Annotated in this window: 17 protein-coding genes; 8 read left to right on the top strand and 9 right to left on the bottom strand. The window is 41.1% G+C overall.

Annotated elements, in window-relative coordinates; genetic code table 11:
- Nucleotides 1-4: 4 nt before the first annotated feature.
- A complete protein-coding gene (locus QQK00_RS12475) occupies nt 5-1,123 on the bottom strand; it encodes an efflux RND transporter periplasmic adaptor subunit (RefSeq protein WP_284217910.1) in 1,119 nt (372 codons plus the stop codon).
- The gene (locus QQK00_RS12470) at nt 1,113-1,868 is read right to left on the bottom strand and encodes a MipA/OmpV family protein (RefSeq protein WP_284217909.1); all 756 of its coding nucleotides are present in this window, start codon (nt 1,866-1,868) and stop codon (nt 1,113-1,115) included. The genes QQK00_RS12475 and QQK00_RS12470 overlap by 11 nt, the downstream gene beginning before the upstream one ends.
- Before the next feature lie 329 nt (nt 1,869-2,197).
- On the opposite strand from QQK00_RS12470, the gene QQK00_RS12465 reads away from it, so the two are divergent.
- From QQK00_RS12465 to QQK00_RS12450, 4 genes are all read left to right on the top strand, one after another.
- Nucleotides 2,198-2,629, top strand: a complete 432-nt coding sequence (locus QQK00_RS12465; RefSeq protein ID WP_284217908.1) for a carboxymuconolactone decarboxylase family protein — start codon at nt 2,198-2,200, stop codon at nt 2,627-2,629.
- Nucleotides 2,630-2,632: 3 nt separating this feature from the next.
- Nucleotides 2,633-3,526 carry an RNA polymerase sigma factor SigJ gene (gene sigJ / locus QQK00_RS12460; RefSeq protein WP_284217907.1) on the top strand — a complete coding sequence of 298 codons (894 nt, stop codon included), beginning with the start codon at nt 2,633-2,635 and terminating at the stop codon, nt 3,524-3,526.
- A gap of 59 nt (nt 3,527-3,585) precedes the next feature.
- Complete coding sequence (locus tag QQK00_RS12455) at nt 3,586-4,032, top strand: RidA family protein (RefSeq protein WP_284217906.1); 447 nt, start codon at nt 3,586-3,588, stop codon at nt 4,030-4,032.
- Nucleotides 4,033-4,229: 197 nt separating this feature from the next.
- Nucleotides 4,230-5,423, top strand: a complete 1,194-nt coding sequence (locus QQK00_RS12450) for an acetyltransferase domain-containing protein (protein ID WP_284217905.1) — start codon at nt 4,230-4,232, stop codon at nt 5,421-5,423.
- On the opposite strand, the gene QQK00_RS12445 is transcribed toward QQK00_RS12450, so the two are convergent.
- Nucleotides 5,409-6,026, bottom strand: a complete 618-nt coding sequence (locus QQK00_RS12445; protein WP_284217904.1) for a LysE family translocator — start codon at nt 6,024-6,026, stop codon at nt 5,409-5,411. The genes QQK00_RS12450 and QQK00_RS12445 overlap by 15 nt on opposite strands.
- A gap of 160 nt (nt 6,027-6,186) precedes the next feature.
- Here QQK00_RS12445 and QQK00_RS12440 point away from each other — a divergent pair, with 160 nt between their 5' ends.
- Nucleotides 6,187-6,744 (top strand): helix-turn-helix domain-containing protein, encoded by a 558-nt coding sequence (locus tag QQK00_RS12440; protein ID WP_284217903.1) that lies wholly within the window; start codon nt 6,187-6,189, stop codon nt 6,742-6,744.
- Between the two features lie 98 nt (nt 6,745-6,842).
- On the opposite strand, the gene fic is transcribed toward QQK00_RS12440, so the two are convergent.
- Nucleotides 6,843-7,949, bottom strand: a complete 1,107-nt coding sequence (gene fic, locus QQK00_RS12435) for a protein adenylyltransferase Fic (RefSeq protein WP_284217902.1) — start codon at nt 7,947-7,949, stop codon at nt 6,843-6,845.
- A gap of 274 nt (nt 7,950-8,223) precedes the next feature.
- On the opposite strand from fic, the gene QQK00_RS12430 reads away from it, so the two are divergent.
- Nucleotides 8,224-8,427, top strand: coding sequence for a transposase (locus tag QQK00_RS12430; RefSeq protein ID WP_284217901.1), 204 nt, complete (start codon nt 8,224-8,226; stop codon nt 8,425-8,427).
- Between the two features lie 140 nt (nt 8,428-8,567).
- On the opposite strand, the gene glmS is transcribed toward QQK00_RS12430, so the two are convergent.
- The 5 genes from glmS to QQK00_RS12405 form a co-directional block, all read right to left on the bottom strand.
- On the bottom strand, nt 8,568-10,397 hold the full coding sequence (gene glmS, locus QQK00_RS12425) for a glutamine--fructose-6-phosphate transaminase (isomerizing) (protein WP_284217900.1): 1,830 nt from the start codon (nt 10,395-10,397) through the stop codon (nt 8,568-8,570).
- An 11-nt stretch (nt 10,398-10,408) separates the two neighbouring features.
- Nucleotides 10,409-11,782: a bifunctional UDP-N-acetylglucosamine diphosphorylase/glucosamine-1-phosphate N-acetyltransferase GlmU gene (gene glmU / locus QQK00_RS12420; protein ID WP_284217899.1), complete on the bottom strand. Its 1,374-nt coding sequence runs from the start codon at nt 11,780-11,782 to the stop codon at nt 10,409-10,411.
- Between the two features lie 126 nt (nt 11,783-11,908).
- The gene (locus QQK00_RS12415; protein ID WP_284217898.1) at nt 11,909-12,802 is read right to left on the bottom strand and encodes a DMT family transporter; all 894 of its coding nucleotides are present in this window, start codon (nt 12,800-12,802) and stop codon (nt 11,909-11,911) included.
- A gap of 65 nt (nt 12,803-12,867) precedes the next feature.
- The gene (locus tag QQK00_RS12410) at nt 12,868-13,374 is read right to left on the bottom strand and encodes a methylated-DNA--[protein]-cysteine S-methyltransferase (protein WP_284218314.1); all 507 of its coding nucleotides are present in this window, start codon (nt 13,372-13,374) and stop codon (nt 12,868-12,870) included.
- 2 nt (nt 13,375-13,376) lie between these two features.
- Nucleotides 13,377-14,765 (bottom strand): DNA-3-methyladenine glycosylase 2 family protein, encoded by a 1,389-nt coding sequence (locus QQK00_RS12405; protein WP_284217897.1) that lies wholly within the window; start codon nt 14,763-14,765, stop codon nt 13,377-13,379.
- A gap of 196 nt (nt 14,766-14,961) precedes the next feature.
- Between QQK00_RS12405 and QQK00_RS12400 the strand changes: the two genes are divergently transcribed.
- Entirely contained in the window at nt 14,962-15,990 is a 1,029-nt protein-coding gene (locus QQK00_RS12400; protein WP_431307739.1) for a serine hydrolase domain-containing protein, read from the top strand.
- Between the two features lie 92 nt (nt 15,991-16,082).
- A complete protein-coding gene (locus tag QQK00_RS12395) occupies nt 16,083-17,264 on the top strand; it encodes a GGDEF domain-containing protein (protein ID WP_284217896.1) in 1,182 nt (393 codons plus the stop codon).
- The last annotated feature ends 14 nt before the right edge of the window (nt 17,265-17,278 follow it).

Raw genomic sequence — 17,278 nt, 5'->3', positions numbered from 1 at the left:
GCACCTAAAATTGATATAAATTAACAGGTAACGACACTTCATTGCTTATTAATATGTTGGTATCAGCGGCTAGGTTTGCGGTGATCAGAATACTGCTATTATTCATCGCCAAAATTGCAACGGGAATGTGGCTAAGTTTGTCAGCAGCCTTAATGATATAAGGAGTATTATCTGCGCTATAACGTATGGCACGATAATCAACTTCATAAGCCAAAACACTTGTACCTACATAATTTAATATCACACGAAGGCCAACCAATTCAGGCATTGACGAAGCGAGTTCAAACGTAATGTTATGTTGCCTGATGCCATCTTCAGTAGGTAGAGCTTTCTCTACAACAATAGCGTTTAACACCTTGCCAGTTGAAGGTATCGATATTTGATAGACTTCTCCCAAAGTAATAGCAACCGCTGTGGTTTCAGGTATCAAAAAACTGACTTTTTGCTTATGTGTAGACTCAAATCGAAAAACTGATTCACCTGGGCTAACAAATTCACCTTCACGCTTATAAATTTTCGCGACAATACCGTCACTTTTAGCTTTAATAACCGTGTCGGCAAGCTCATTTTTAGCTTGAGCAACCATAGCTTGTGCTTCATTTTTAGCTTGTAGCGCAATGCTATTGTCACGTTTAGCTTCATCAAGTAATTGTTGAGCGATTAGTTTTTTTTCAAACAGCACTTTATTTCGTGCTAACGTATGTTGGCTAAGTGATAACTCGGCTTTGCTTTTCTTTAAAGTCGCATAAGTTTGCTCGAGTTTTTCAGCCAAAATAGGAGAGTAAAGTTTAGCGATAAACTGGCCAGATTTTACAGTTTGTCCTTCTTTAGCGTCTAACTGTACTATTTTTCCAGACTCAAAAATCGTTTCATTGTATGAGTGAATACCCTTAACAATGCCATGAAATTGAAAAGCTTTTTTATACAACGTTTGTTCAAGAGATGCCGTATCTAGCTTTGCTGCGGCATTCGATATTTTTACTTGCGTATTGTTTGGCTCAATACGCGACTCACTTGCCGCTATATCTTTGTCATCACTACAAGCCGATAACCCAAGCAATATGGCTAGCATTGCCGTGTAAAAAAGAAGGGATGGTTGCGTGTAGCGCTTGTCAAAAAACATACATGTAACCAAGAATTAGATTGGCGCTACCTGAGGCATCAACCAGTGGGCTGTCTTTAATTTCGCTACCAAACGCTGTGTAAGACGCATACGTAATAAAATTATGATGTTGACCAACACGCCAATTCGCCTGAACACCCAGTTCGACATTAGTAGTCGCTTCACCAATATATAGAGCACGACTTTGAGTTTCTTCGTCTGAACGAACTCCATAATAATAATCAACAATGTCTTCGCTTTGTCTTGTCAATGTTAGGTAAGGCTTTATGTTGTAGGTTTCAAAGTTATAGGATGTAGAATACGTTAAGCTAAATTCATTACCTTTATGCTCATTTGTTGCATCAGTAATAAATTGTGCTGAAAAATCACCAAAGCCAGTTTGATAACCTACCGATAACCCAAGATCAAAAGAGCCAGAACGATCTTCCATACCTCGGAATGTATCGCTGTCACCTTCCTCAAAACCATCAAATCGTAGTTGACCAACAAAATCTAACGTTAGATCGCTCATTTCAGCCAGTTTGTAACTAAAATTTGGGCCAAGTAATTGGAAGTTTTCTGTTTGGTAGTAAACCACCGGAACTGGCGTTACTTCGTTACTTACATCTATATAGCCTTGATCACTAATCACTAGGCCTAATCCTAAACCCCAACGGCTTTCTGGTTCTTCAGCTAATACAGGGGGACTAGCGGCAACCGCAATTGCGCTAAATAATAAGGTACCAATGAATTCATTCGACATCATACGTTCTACTCCAATGAGATTTTAGATTGTTGTATTGTTCAGGATGTCGTCATTATGAATGGGGAGGCTTTCTCGAAACTTACCGTCACAAGATTGAATCAAAGTTTTCGTAAGGTTGTGGAAAGAGTTAGTTTAATATTTCTAAAAATTTGAGACTTTAACAAGCGTTGTTCACACAGTGTATTTATGTATTACAGATTAGTTTTTAATTAACTGGCAAGCTAAGTTCTAAGCTGAAAAATAAGAGAACTGAAAAAAATCCTTTCAAAATGTCACAAATAGAATAGCTAATTCGTCTATATATTAACGTAATCAAAATAAGACGACTTATGTCAACAACATCAAAAATAACATTTCAAAATGAAGTGCCTGAAATATTTTCATCGCTGTTATCGATACATGAAAGCGTAAACAAATACGGTATAACACCTGATTTAGCAAACTTAATTATGTTACGCGTCTCTCAAATTAATCAGTGCGGCTATTGCGTAGAATTGCATACCCAGGAAGCAAGGGCAGCGAAAGAAAGTAATGATCGACTTGACCAATTGGTAGTGTTTCAACAGTCCAATAAATTTACGCCAAAAGAAAAACTAAGTTTAGCGTGGGCAGAAATTTTAACTGATTTACTTCCGGCGACAGATTATTCGGTGATACGCGTTGAGTTATTAACGTTTTATAGTAAACAAGAATTATCCGCACTCACCGCGCTCATTTGTACTATAAATACATGGAATCGAATAAGAAAATCAGAGTATTGAAGCATGGAAATAGAAAAAAACATTCAACTATTTCAAAGTGTCAGGCCTAAACTAATGGGTATAGCGTATCGATTTTTTAGCGCAGTATCTGATGCAGAAGACATTGTTCAAGATGTGTATTTAACATGGTCAGATATAGATAAAACAACCATTAAAAACCCAGAAGCATGGCTTAAAAAAGTGTGCGTAAGAAGATGCTTAGACGTCGTTAAGTCTGTTGAAAAAAGTCGCATCGACTATGTCGGTACTTGGTTACCAGAGCCTATACTACCAGAGCATTTTGATAATACCGATAAATCCTTTCAAAGAGAATTAGCTGAGTCACTTACGACGGCCTTTCTGTTAACGTTAAATAGACTAACAGCAAAAGAAAGAGCCGCATTTTTGTTACATGAAGTTTTTGATACGCCTTATGAAGAAGTGGCAGACACCTTAGCAATAAGTTCACCCGCATGCCGTAAATTAGTCTCACGGGCCAAAAAAAACCTAAGCAACCCACAAAGAAAAAACAATTTAGATAAAACGCAAACCGTTAGCTTATTAAACTCTTTTAAGCAGGCCGTTGTTACCAAAGACATAACACAATTACAAACGTTGCTAGCCAATGACGCCATCGTTAAAGCTGACGGAGGTGGAAAAGTACCTGCGATCCTTCAAGATGTTATTGGCAACAATACCGTGAGTAAATTTCTTACCGAAGAACTTTCAGCTTTTTGGGTTAACTTTACTTGGCAAATGACCCTTATTAACTGTAACACTGGTTTTGTTATTAAACACAATGATGCAATTCACGCAATCGTCTCTTTCGAATTTGATAAACACAACAAAATCACCAACGTTTTCATTGTAAGAAACCCCGATAAAACGATTGAATTTAAAACCGTTACAATCCATTGAACCGAAATATGAGAATCCCGATGCACTTTTTAACACCATTAATAGGACTAACATTAATCATGACAACTTCATCCCCAAATGCAGCCGTACAAGAAAAAGCAATGACCACTACCGTAGTAAATTCCGACACATTATTTAATCCCGCGCCATATGGTTTTAGCCATGCTGTAGTTGCAGAGAATGTACAAAAAATTGCTTATATTGCAGGACAAGGAGGAGAAGATAAAAACGGAAAACTTGATAGTAACTTTGCGAACCAAGTTAAGCAGGCATATAAAAATCTAAAAGTAGCGATAGAGTCAACGAATGCTGAAACCAAGCATGTAACGAAGTTAACAACCTATGTTGTGAATTACGAGCCAACAATGCTTGACGTTATGACACAAGAACTAGTTGCAGTATTTGGTGAGCACTTGCCGGCTCAAACGCTAGTCCCGGTGCCGCGCCTTACGTTGGACGGTATGTTGTTTGAAGTCGATGCCGTAGTGGTAATCGAAAACAACTAACACTGCATATACTGCTCCATCATGGGCAACCTTTCCTAGTGGCTTACCAAAATTTGATACTTTGCCTCTAGGTATTGGAGCTTAGATGCCTTACAAGTCCAATAAAAATCTGTCGGTTGAACTCTACTGTGTATGAATCTACAATCACTATTTGACACTATCTCCTATGAATCCACACCGACGACGCAGAATATTCAATGAAATATCACTCTAATTATATAGAGCAATCGAATAGCGACCAAAGTACGCAACTTAAGGTAAATAAACGCCTAGCCAGTATAGACGCATTGCGAGGACTCGTAATCGTAATTATGCTGGTCGATCACATTCGCGATATTTTCTTTAACCATTTGAATATCAGCGATCCAGTGGACGTTCTAACAACCGATACCAGCCAGTTTTTGATTCGCTTATTTAGCTCTTTATGCGCCCCAGTATTCGTATTGTTAACTGGGCTATCTGCCTACTTATATGGATTGCATCATTCTAAAGAACAAATAGCGGCATTTCTGCTCAAGCGAGGACTTTTCCTCATCTTTCTTGAAGTGACCGTTATTAGCGTAGCTTGGACTGGCGCTATTCCTCCTAGTAAACTCTACCTGCAAGTTATTTGGGTAATAGGATTGAGTATGATTGCCATGGCAGGGCTCATTTACCTGCCCAAACCTGCACAGTGGTTAGTTATTGTGTCCGGTATAGTAGGGCACAATCTTCTTGATGGCATTAACTTAACTCATGAACATAGTCTACATACTGTTTGGGCCATTGTGCATCAAAGAGATTGGATTCATATTACTGATACACTGAGCGCGCGTACCAGCTATCCATTGCTACCGTGGCCTTCAGTGATGCTTTTAGGTTATCAACTAGGTAAGTGGTTTAAGCCAGGCATTAAAAATGAAGTACGCCAATCACGGCTAATCAGACTTGGCCTTGGGTTACTTATATCTTTTTGCCTTATACGTTTCATAAACCAATATGGGGATGATCATTGGTTTGTAAGTGAGCATTTAAACATCACCTTAATGAGCTTTTTTGCGCTGACTAAATATCCGCCTTCCCTATTGTTCTTGTTGTTCACATTGGGTATTGGCGTGATAATTCTTGCTTGTTTTGAACGCTGGCAAGACAAGCGATTTGTTTTATCACTCGTCTCTTTTGGCAGTGCACCTATGTTTTTTTACATCGTTCATTTATACCTTATCGGTATCTGTTATCTGTTATGCATCAAATTTTTCGGCATTAATCATGGAGACAAGTATGGCTTCGATTCGATGTGGCAACTGTGGTTAATGTTTGTTGGCATGATGCTCCCCCTGCATTTTTTGACAGGCTGGTTTGGTCAATTAAAACAGACACGCAAAGACATACGCTGGCTAAAATATTTGTAGATGCAAGAAGATGTCTCTCAATATAGGCAGTATTGAAAAGACTAATAAAGCAGACATAGAAACGTTAAACCATCGTAAATAACGCGTGCTTTTAAATTTTTCACGAAGTAGCGACCCAAACATTAACCATACGCCTACGCATGGAAACGAGATGAAAAAGAATACCATCGCAATATAGAAGCTTTCAACGACAGACGTATCTGCACTATTTGAAAATGTAGCAACAGCGCCAATAGCGACTATCCATGCCTTAGCATTTACCCATTGAAAAATGAAGCCTTTGAAAAAACCTAAGGGCTGGCTTTGTCTATTTTCACTGCGCATATTGTGGTTCTTTGCGATAAGCCAGGCTAAATAAAATAAGTAAGTAGCGCCTACCATCTTTAGAGTTAAGTTTAATTCGGGAAAAAGTATAAAAAGTTGACCAATGCCAAAACCAACAAGTAAAAGCATAGTAGCAAAACCGACGCAAATCCCACTAAGTAAGGGAAGACTCTCTTTTACACCAAAGTTTAATCCTGAGGTCATGACCATTACGTTGTTTGGACCAGGCGTAATAGAAGAAAAAACTGCAAACAATATGATTGACGACAAATATTCCACTTCGACCTCCCAAATAGGTTCGTTTAAGTTAGTGTAAGGTTTTCAACTAATCTTGATATATAAAACGATAAGCCCAATATAATGAATACCCTTACTTTGTTTATCAAAAGAAACGTTCGTTTGTTATAGTGAACAAGTTGTTGTGAATAAAGGATTACCTATGAGCCAGATTGAACCGCCAATTCCCCAAATTGCTAAGGCACTCAAGTACGAAAGAAACCGTCTAGGATTAAGTATTGCTGAAGTAGCCAGGCAAGCGAAAATTGCGAAATCAACCTTATCTCAACTGGAAGCGGGTATAGGAAATCCAAGCATCGAAACGTTGTGGTCAATATGCCTAGTGCTTAACATACAGGTATCTCATTTACTCGAGCCACCAATACAAACACCAAAAGTGATTCGGCGTGGCGAAGGCACAACATTGGCATCAAAAAACAACAACTACCGCGCAACATTGCTTGCTGCGTGCCCCCCAAATACCTGTCGAGATATCTATCAAATAGAAGTAGAACCTGGTCAGGTACATGTATCCGAACCACACCATCAAGGTGTAGTTGAGCATGTAATAATCACTAAAGGAAAAGCACGGCTTGGTCTAGCTTCTGAAAATTATGAACTTGACGAGGGCGACTATATTTCTTACTCAGGGGCACTGCCGCATATTTTTGAAGCACTGCAGGGCAGAACAAGTGCAATCTTAGTTTCGGAATACCGTTGAATTTCAATGGCTGACTATATTTCGTCCATCGTCGTTATAAATTTTCCACTATCGGTCGTGGGCATCCATAAAAATTTAGTGCATCCACACCAAACTAGTCAGACGTAAAGTTCAAATTCATTGCTATCTAAGGTTATTAATTTCATCAGTTTAGGGTGTACAAAAAGCTTTTCTTTACCCACTTGCTGTTCTTGCAATACACCGATGTCTACTAGTTGTTTCAAGTAGACCGAAGCGGTTTGCCGTTTGGCAATGTCTTTATCTACTAAATTGGCAATTCGACAATAAGGTTGCTCAAAAATCACTTGTACTAACTCAAAGCTGTACGCTTTTGGCAAGTTTAGCCTGATAAACTCACTGGTATGTTCAATCAATTCTTTAACCGCGGCTATTTTAGCCGTAGTCCACGTGGCCATCTCGGTCACGCCCGTCAACATGTATATGATCCATGCTTGCCAATTGCCGTCTTTGGTAACAGCATTTAACAATGCGTAATAGTCGGCTTTGTGCTGCACAATATAGCGACTTAAATACAAGATCGGCAGAGTCAATAAGTCTTGCTCTATCAAATAGAGAATATTCAATATACGGCCGGTTCGACCATTGCCATCATGAAAAGGATGAATCGCTTCAAACTGATAATGGCTGATAGTCATTTTAATCAGCGGGTCGATACCGTCGTCAGCATGCAGAAACAGCTCCCAGTTGCTAAGCAAGTCACGGATCTGTTTTTCACCCACAGGTGGAGTGTAAATAACCTCACCGCGACTTGAGTTGGCAATAACAGTGCCCGGCACCTTGCGCACATCCATTTGGGTGCCTTTTAATGTGCTGCATACCTCTATTGCTGTGCTGGTGCACAAAGGCCGACATTTTAATTGGGTAAAACCCTCATACAAAGCGGTGCGATAACGCAATGCTTCTTTAGTGACAGCATCGGCCTGACTATCTTCCTGCGCATGTTGAAATAACTTGTCTGAAGTGGTGATAATGTTCTCAATCTCGGAACTGTCTTTTGCTTCCAACAAGGGTAATAGATTTATCAGTAAGCGTTGATTAGGTAATAATGCCCCAGCCTGTTTAAGTTCGGCCAGAGCGGCACGAGCGGGAATACAGGCTTTAAGCACAGCAACAGACTCCGCCACCTCAACTGCAGGTGGCAGTGGCGGAAGTTGATTGAATGGAACATCTGCTTGCCATGTCATGTTTATTTTTATCTATTTTTTCGACATGAGATAAGTATATGTCGATGAGGTCGACAGGTAAAGTAAGTATGTTTACAAAATGTATCTATTTCGACACGTTCTGGTTTTATGTCGATGTTATCGACATGAAAGCCAAATATGTACATAAAATTGACTTTTATGTACATGACCTACGACATGTATGTAATTTTTTGGCTTTTCTATATATGTGTAACGGTCTACTTTTCCTAGACACCTTGTTAGAGGTACACTACCCCCAGCTAATGAGGTAAATATGAGCCGTAATACGTTCTCAGCAGAATTTAAACAAGAATGTGTTGAACTCGTTGTTCGACAAGGTTATCAAGTCAAACAAGCAGCAGTCGCGATGAATATTGGCTTTTCCACACTCCAACGTCGGATTCGGCAGTATCGAGAAGAGCAACAGGGACTTACGCCAACAGCCTCTGCAGTTCCGACAGCGTATATTTTTTCTTAGCCATAAAAAAATCCGATCAGCTTTTAAACAGCGTAATCGGATTTTAAATGTTTTCAACTTTATTGTGTAGTTTCACACTTTAATGTTAAGTTTCAAACTTTAATTCGATCGCGCACAACAAGATCTCCAAAGAGCCCTCCCTACTCAACCGTCACTGACTTCGCCAAGTTCCTCGGCTGATCAACATCCGTGCCTTTAATCAAAGCAACATAGTAAGACAATAGCTGTAGCGGGATGGTATATACAATCGGGGCAATCGATTCCATGCAATGGGGTACGTTAACCACGCGCATGGTTTCATCACTTTCAAACTGCGCTTCTTTATCCGCAAACACATACATAATGCCGCCTCTGGCGCGTACTTCTTCCACGTTTGAGTGCAGTTTTTCGAGTAGCTCATTGTTTGGTGCCACAACGATAACCGGCATTTCTGCATCAATAAGTGCGAGTGGGCCGTGTTTAAGCTCGCCCGAAGCATAGGCTTCTGCGTGAATGTATGAAATTTCTTTAAGTTTAAGTGCGCCTTCCATTGCAATTGGGTATTGGTCCCCGCGCCCTAAAAATAGGCTATGATATTTATCAGAGAATTCTTCTGCCAAATCCTCTACTTCGCTTGCCAGTTGTAAGGTTTCTTCTAACTTAGTAGGTAGTGTTAGTAAGGCTTCTAGTACGTTTTGCTGTACTTCTTTTGGCATGTTTTTATGCTTGCCGATGGCAATCGTTAACATGAGTAAACACGCTAATTGCGTTGTAAACGCTTTTGTCGACGCTACACCAATCTCAGTGCCTGCGCGGGTCATAAACGATAACGCTGATTCACGCACTAACGATGAACCGTCTACGTTACAAATAGCAAGGCTTGAGGTGTAGCCAATTTCTTTGGCAAGCTTTAATGCTGCCAAGGTATCGGCCGTTTCGCCCGATTGCGATATTGTCACCAATAAGCTATTTGCAGGTACTACCGACTTGCGGTACCTAAACTCTGAGGCAATTTCTACATCACAGCTAACGCCTGCGTATTGCTCTAACCAGTATTTGGCTGTCACGCCTGCATGGTAAGACGTACCACAGGCAATAATTTTAACGTATTCGGTTTTTGCAAATATACTTTCCGAATCACGGCCAAAAATGTTGTCAGCTAAGCCGTCAGCACTTACGCGATCTTTTAAAGTATTACGAATAACACTGGGTTGTTCGTAAATCTCTTTTAGCATGTAGTGACGATAGCCGGCTTTGTCACCTGCGTCGTGCTCTACTAATGATTCAATAATGTCACGTTCAACTTCATTACCGTCGGTATCAATGATTTTTACTGTAGTGCGGGTAATTTCTGCAACATCGCCTTCTTCTAAAAAGATAAAGCGACGTGTTACCGGCAATAATGCCATTTGATCTGACGCGATAAAGTTTTCACCAAAGCCCAAACCAATCACTAGCGGGCTTCCAGAGCGTGCCACGACCATTGTATTGGGGTCTTCTTTGTCGACAACCACGGTACCATATGCACCATGAAAGGTTTTTACGGCGTTTAGGACTGACTGCAGTAAGTCACCCGTGATTTTCATTTGTTCAGCGATTGAGTGCGCAATAGTTTCGGTGTCTGTATCTGAGTTGAAGGTGTATCCTTGAGAAATCAACGCTTCACGCAGTACTTTGTGGTTTTCGATAATACCATTGTGTACCACTGCAAAACGCTCGGTGCTCACATGTGGGTGAGCGTTAGTTTCTGTTACGCTGCCATGCGTTGCCCAACGGGTATGCGCGATACCTGTTGCACCTAAACCATTTTCGCTATTTATGGCGTCGCTTAGGCTTTGTACTTTACCTGTGCGTTTTACGGTGTTGAGTTGACCATTGTGAATAAGCGCTACGCCCGCTGAGTCGTACCCGCGATATTCAAGGCGTCTTAGTCCTTCAAGCAAAATTTGTACTACATTACGTTCGGCAACTGCACCTACGATTCCACACATATGCTAATTCTCTACTTTTCCAATTTAGTTGGGCGCGCCCAATCCTTAATGTTGCGTTGCTTACTGCGAGCGACGGCTAGCTCTTTATCGGCAATATCTTTGGTGACTATACTTCCTGCGCCAACTGTCGCGTCAACACCAATCGTCACCGGCGCTACAATGGCAGAATTTGATCCTACAAAGACACCATCAGCTATGGTCGTTTTAAATTTGTTTACGCCATCATAGTTGCAAGTAATTGTACCGGCACCAATGTTCACGCTTGCGCCAACTTCTGCATCACCAATATAGCTTAAGTGATTCACTTTGCTGCCTTTACCAATATTTGCTTTTTTGACTTCTACAAAATTACCAATCTTTACACCTTCGGCTAAGTTAGCTTTAGGTCTGAGCCTCGCATATGGGCCTATTTGGCAATTATCGGCTAATTGCGCGTCTTCAATATGTGAAAAGGCGTCAATACGCGTATTTGCACCAACGTCACAGTTTTTAAGCACGCAATTTGGGCCAATGACGACGTTATCGCCAAGGTTAACATTGCCTTCAAACACGGCATTCACGTCAATACTTACGTCTTTACCCACCGTAAGACTACCGCGAATGTCTATTCTTTCTGGATCAAATATGTGCACACCGCCCGTCATTAAATCATCCGCTTGCTTGCGTTGGTAGGCTCTTTCTAGCGAGGCTAATTGAGCACGGTTATTTATTCCCTCAACTTCTTTATGCCAAACAGGCTGCGCCGCGCCAATTCGTTTGCCTTCTTTTGCTGCCATTTCAATGACATCAGTGAGGTAGTATTCACCTTGCGCATTTTCATTCGACAAATCAGCTAACCAACGTTTTAAGTCTTTACCCGACATAATCATCATACCGGTGTTGATTTCGGTAATTTTAAGCTGCTCGTCGCTTGCGTCTTTGTGTTCAACAATGGCGCGAATATTGTCACCATTTGCGCCGTCGCGAATAATTCGCCCCATACCTGTCGGGTCATCCATATTGACAGTAAGTAAGGCTAAATCAACGCTTTGTTTGGTTTGAATTAAGCCTTGCAGGGTCGCTGCGCTTATCAACGGTGCATCTCCTACAAGAATGAGAACATCGTCATGGTCGTTTACATGCGGCTGCGCTTGCATTACTGCATGCCCGGTACCTAGTTGTTCAGCTTGTAAACACCAGTTTAGCTCGTGGTGAGATAAGCGCGACTGAAGTAGCTCACCGCCATGCCCATACACCAAATTAATCGCACCACAATCCAATGATTTAACGGTGTCAATAATATGCTCAACAATGGGTTTATTTGCTAACGGATGCAAAACTTTGGGTAGGGCAGACTTCATTCTGGTGCCTTTCCCTGCCGCCAAAATGATCACGGATAACGCCATTTTCATTCCTCAAAAACTAATTGCGCAAGAGTGTACTTAAGGTCATCGGCATTGTCAGCATTTTTTACATTACACTTCGCTAACAATGCCTAGAGGTCATACCAGAAGACGCAAAAATAGTTATGATCAAATCATCTCGGCGCCCACTTTTTTCCGCCGCAATAGCTGAATAGCATTGGTGGCCAATACTACGCCAAGTAATATTAGTCCTGCACCAAAGAGTTGTTTGAAAGACAGGCTTTCATCCAATATAAGTACGCCCCAAAAAATGCCAAACATTGGAATTAAATACCCAACAGAAATCGCACTAGACGTACCCACCTTTGCTATTAAATCAAAGTACATGACATACGCTAAACCAGTGCAGACAATAGACAGTATGCTAGCCGCTATCCAAGCGTTATATGATGGCATTTCAGTAGGTAAATACCACATAGCAAAAGGCAATAACATCGCGGCCGCCAATATCTGGCTGCCGGCTGCCACGGCAAACGGCTTCGCATGCGACAAATGCTTCTTCATGTAACTTGCCGCAATGGCGTAACAAATTGCAGCGCCTAATGCAGCAAAGACAGGCAATAATGACGCCGATTCAGATGTTTTTTGATCAAAACTTATAACGACCACACCAGTAAAACCTACGAGCATGCCCAATACGCTCCAACGCCCAATATGATCGCGCAAATATAGCCAAGCAACTAAAATACCAAACATCGGCGCTGTCGCATTTAAAATCGCACCCAAACTTGAATCAATGTGCCCAAGGGCGTAATTATAAAGTGAAAAAGGCACCGCGGTATTGAGTAGGCCAACAACAAACAAATGTCGCCAATTGGCAAATAAATCTCGACCTTGCTTTTTAAGCCATACCAAGGGTAAAAGACACAAGGCCGCACCAATAGCCCTCACTTCAACTAAAGCAAATACACCAAATTCTGGCACTGCGGCCCTCATCAACATGAAGGATGCTCCCCAAATAGCGCCTAGTAAAATTAACTCCGCAAAATCTTTTGCTCTCACAATCATTCCTTTACGTTGGCTATCTTGGTTTTTATTAAGACATGCTAAATAACAACACTCCTGCTTTACAGGGCAATATTGTATTGTTTTTCTGTATAAAAATCAGCACCTTCTAAGGTCAACAAAAAAGATTTTCTTGGCAAGCCACCCGCGTAACCAGTTAACTTTCCACTGCTGCCAATAATACGATGACACGGAATAACAATCGAAATTGGGTTTTTTCCATTTGCTGCGCCCACGGCTCTGCAGGCGGTTGGCTTTCCAAGCTGATTGGCAATATCCAAATATGACACTACCTCACCATGCGGCACGGTTAATAATTGCGCCCATACGCTCTTCTGAAAATCAGTCCCTTTGGGGGCAAGCGGCAAATCAAATGTCTTTAGCTTTTTTTCAAAGTAAGCCGTTAGTTGAGCTTTAGCATCGCGTGTTACAGAGTTCTCTATTTCATCAATTGCGTCTTCAAAAAAGCGAATTTCAGTAATGGCTGAGTCATTGGCATACAATCGTAAATAACCAATATCCGTTTGTAATTGCGACACAAAATGTCCTTCAGGTAATTGCTTTATAATCTTCACGCCTGACTCCATATATTGTAAGTTAAATAACTACGCCAAGGGGCAGCTTGTGTGTCATCAATAAACACATTTTGTTCGTTTAATTTTTTGAGTTGTTGTTTAACCACCAAGTCTGTCCCTAAAAATATATCGGTTGATGCATGTGTACGCATGTTTACATACTCACATGTCCAAGGGCCGATACCTTTGATTGCTAGCCATTCATCCCAGTCTGCATCGGGAGTGTTGTGCAGCAACATAGACAAGTCTCGTAAGGCTTGCTTGCGTCGTTCAGGCATCTTCAAAAAGCGTAATTCTGAATTTGCTACCGCTGATGGGGAAGGAAACTCGCCTTGTTCAGACAAATGTTCGTGTAAGCGATTTAACTGTGTAATTGCGGCTTTAATACTTACTTGCTGCCCCAACACCGCCCTGCAAGCCGCTTCATAACGATTTACGATGCCAGGAATACGAATACCAGGCACAGATTTTTCTGCTGGTAGACCGGACTTACGCATTGCTTTATCAATAATTAAGGGCGTTGCATGCAAATCCAACATCGTTTGCACGGCTTTAATAATCATTGGGATAAAACGGCTATTTTCTGCATTAACGTTTACGCAAAATCCATTGTTTGCGCCATCATGCACCATTTCTACACGCACACTTTGGTCTTGAATTGTAAGTACTTTTGTTATGCCATTACTTGTTATTATTTCATTACCTTGTATTTCACGCAGGGCAAAAAAGTCCCTCAAGGCTCCCCAATCATAAGGGGGACGGTAGGACAAAAATATTTGTATTTGCTTTGACGCATTGCTTATTTGAGTATTGGGCAAAGACTGTCTTATCTTACTCGGGCTCAAGCCAAATACTTTTTTACTGTTCGTTTGCAGTTGTCTTGCTGAGTTAAACCCTACCGTTAGCGCGACCTCTTCGATTGAACACGTCGTTTGGTGCAATAAATATTTGGCCCTTAACAATTGATGGTATAAACGATATTGCTTAGGCGAAATATGCAAATACTCACTAAATAACTTTGACAAATAACGTGAACTAATCCCCATTCTTTGCGCGATTGTTTCAATATTTTGCTCAGGAAAATCTTCAAGTAAATGACATGCTCTTTTAACCGTTGTTTCGACCCCTAGCCATGCATATGAACTTGGGGCACTATCTGGGCGACAACGCAAACAAGGCCGATACCCTTTATGTACGGCTTCAATCGCTGAAAATGCATATGCGACATTTTTTTCCAACGGAGCCCTTACTTTACACACCGGTCGACAAAAAATCCCTGTCGTCTTTACCAACACAAAAAAGACACCATCAAATCTAGGATCTTTTGCCATACGTGCGCTTTGACACTGTTCCGTGGTCAATTGATATTTGCTTGTTGCTTGCATGGATAACATGTCACTAAAAAAAATGATAATATCAGTAAACTTTACGTAGTAGTCTACGTCATATAAAACAAAATATACGTGTTTTTCGGAACTCGTTGTCGTCTAAAATATTAGTAATAAGAGTTAGCAGTTGAACCGAATATTTACCGCCATCCTTTGCCTTCTATTCCCATTATATGTCTCCGCAGAAGCTTGGATGGACAGTTATGCAGTGAACGTCAGAAACGAAGCCAAGAAAAAAGGCATTCCCGGGTTTATCTTCGTTATTGTAGAGGAAGGCAAACCCAATAAATACTATACCTTTGGGAATACCGAGCGTGGTGGCGAGCGCATTGGCAAAGACACTATGTTTAGGCTAGCGTCGGTGTCTAAAACATTTACCGCGGCCTTAGTCGCTAAGCAAGAAAGCTCAGCGTTAGGATGGCAAACACCAATAAAGGCAATAACACCTCAATACACCTTTGATAAACATAACGACGCGCCAATTTTATTGCGCCACGTAATAGGTCAATCTACGGGCTTTATTCCTAATGCTTATGACAATTTAATTGAGGCGAATTATAAACGTCCGCGTGTATTAAAAGCCTTAACTGGCCTTGATCCAATCTGTAAACCCGGCCATTGCTATACCTACCAAAATGCATTTTTTGGTGTGCTTGAAGAGCACTTTATCGAGCAAAACTCCTCTTTTTCAGCGCAATTAGATACGCATTTTTTTGCGCCACTTGATATGCAAGCCAGTGTTGGTAAACAAGCGCTGATGTCCTCATCTAAATGGGCGAAACCCCATGCTGCGGTTGCAAAAAACAAATGGGTTAAGGTAAGAGTTAAAGACGATTATTATCGGTTTTCGCCAGCCGCCGGCATCAACGCAAGCGCGGAAGATTTAGCAAAATGGATGCGTGCGATGTTGCTTGAGAACCCAGACGTCGTCAGTAATGAAATGGTGAATGACATGACCCAACCTCGCGTTGAAACCAAAAACGAATTACGCCGACGCGGATGGCGCGGAAAGTTAAGAAGCGCTCACTATGGACTAGGATGGCGTGTGTATAACTTTAATGGGATTAAATTAAATTATCACGGTGGTTGGGTACAGGGTTATCGTGCGGATGTGTCTTTTGCCCCCGAACTCGGTATTGGTTTCGGATTTTTAATGAACGCAGAAAGTAACTTAATAAATACTGCTACGCCAAAATTTTGGTCAAAAGTCACCGAAAAATGAATATCATCTGATTTGCGTTAAACCCATCTTTATTCTGGCCGATAACAGCGAATAGAAGAACATTAAGCAAGAGTATAAGTAAAGCGCTTTTAATGAAAGAAAGCATTGCCCGACTGACACAAATCGAAGTCATCGATTTACTGTATAAGCAAACTTGGCGCGTCGCGATAGCGCACCCAGTGTCTGCGCTATTGTTTTTGTTTTGGATCCTCCCTGTAGCTAATCACACGTCGTTATATCAATGGTTTTGCGCGGTTTTATTACTGTCCATTTTGCGCTTGTCCTTGTTCTTTATGTACAAAACACAGCGTAAAAAAATTGATAAACAACAGTTTCAATATTGGAAATATGCATGGATGGGCGTCTCTGCTTTGGCAGGGTTTGCATATTCATTCGCATTTATATCTTTTGTACCAATGGATAAACCTGAATATGTCATGTCCATTGGTTTATTTATCATAATGCTCAGTTCAATCGCTTGTGTCGGGTTTGGCGCAAGTTACTTAAGCCTATTAAGTTTTATTATACCCATCGCCGTACCAAGTACGATTCACATCGCAATATACGGAGGGTACGCAGGGTACATTTCGTCGCTTTGCATTGTGTTTTTTTCAGGCATTGTGTTAAGCCTTGTACGCACTGTAAACGCCGCATTTAAAAAGTCTATCTCATTAAATCACCAACATAGCCACGAAATCGAAAAGCGGAAAATTGTAGAGCACCAACTTCAGGAAATATCTCGTCGTGATGGCCTAACAGGCTTGTTCAATCGTCGCTACTTTGATGAAATGCTCACGACAGAAATCGGCAGAGCTTATCGTAACCATTCTTCGCTCTCGTTAATCATCTTGGATGTCGATCACTTTAAGGAATATAACGATCACTATGGTCATGTGGCAGGTGACAATTGCCTCATTAATATCGCGCAGCATTTATCCGACTTAGCCAAACGAAAAGGTGACTTAATTGCACGTTATGGCGGTGAAGAATTTGCAATCATTCTACCAAATATTGATGCAAAAGGTGCTTTCAATTTTGCTGAAAAACTGCAACTCTCGATACAAGAAAAACGTATCCCACATGCTACGTCCAAACTAACTTATCTTCAGTCAATTACCATTAGTGTAGGTGTAACGACCTTACCACCGTTGAGCAAACTGAGCTCGGATGCGCTAATAAATCGTGCAGACAAAGCCCTATACGAAGCTAAGCGCCAAGGGCGAAATCGAGTAAAGTATTACGAGTCGTTAAACGTTGACCAAGATACTGCCTAAGTCATCTTGGTCGT

The organism is Agaribacter marinus (assembly GCF_030160655.1).
Taxonomy (GTDB): domain Bacteria; phylum Pseudomonadota; class Gammaproteobacteria; order Enterobacterales; family Alteromonadaceae; genus Glaciecola; species Glaciecola marina.
Note: the sequence above shows the minus strand (reverse complement) of the source record. Positions and strands in the feature narration are given on the sequence as shown.

What these genes read in the sequence shown, in the direction of transcription:
- QQK00_RS12475 (WP_284217910.1), bottom strand. Translation starts at nt 1,123, where the DNA reads ATGTTTTTTGACAAGCGCTACACGCAACCATCCCTTCTTTTTTACACG.
- QQK00_RS12470 (WP_284217909.1), bottom strand. Translation starts at nt 1,868, where the DNA reads ATGATGTCGAATGAATTCATTGGTACCTTATTATTTAGCGCAATTGCG.
- QQK00_RS12465 (WP_284217908.1), top strand. Translation starts at nt 2,198, where the DNA reads ATGTCAACAACATCAAAAATAACATTTCAAAATGAAGTGCCTGAAATA.
- sigJ (WP_284217907.1), top strand. Translation starts at nt 2,633, where the DNA reads ATGGAAATAGAAAAAAACATTCAACTATTTCAAAGTGTCAGGCCTAAA.
- QQK00_RS12455 (WP_284217906.1), top strand. Translation starts at nt 3,586, where the DNA reads ATGACAACTTCATCCCCAAATGCAGCCGTACAAGAAAAAGCAATGACC.
- QQK00_RS12450 (WP_284217905.1), top strand. Translation starts at nt 4,230, where the DNA reads ATGAAATATCACTCTAATTATATAGAGCAATCGAATAGCGACCAAAGT.
- QQK00_RS12440 (WP_284217903.1), top strand. Translation starts at nt 6,187, where the DNA reads ATGAGCCAGATTGAACCGCCAATTCCCCAAATTGCTAAGGCACTCAAG.
- fic (WP_284217902.1), bottom strand. Translation starts at nt 7,949, where the DNA reads ATGACATGGCAAGCAGATGTTCCATTCAATCAACTTCCGCCACTGCCA.
- QQK00_RS12430 (WP_284217901.1), top strand. Translation starts at nt 8,224, where the DNA reads ATGAGCCGTAATACGTTCTCAGCAGAATTTAAACAAGAATGTGTTGAA.
- glmS (WP_284217900.1), bottom strand. Translation starts at nt 10,397, where the DNA reads ATGTGTGGAATCGTAGGTGCAGTTGCCGAACGTAATGTAGTACAAATT.
- glmU (WP_284217899.1), bottom strand. Translation starts at nt 11,782, where the DNA reads ATGGCGTTATCCGTGATCATTTTGGCGGCAGGGAAAGGCACCAGAATG.
- QQK00_RS12405 (WP_284217897.1), bottom strand. Translation starts at nt 14,765, where the DNA reads ATGCAAGCAACAAGCAAATATCAATTGACCACGGAACAGTGTCAAAGC.
- QQK00_RS12400 (WP_431307739.1), top strand. Translation starts at nt 14,962, where the DNA reads ATGGACAGTTATGCAGTGAACGTCAGAAACGAAGCCAAGAAAAAAGGC.
- QQK00_RS12395 (WP_284217896.1), top strand. Translation starts at nt 16,083, where the DNA reads ATGAAAGAAAGCATTGCCCGACTGACACAAATCGAAGTCATCGATTTA.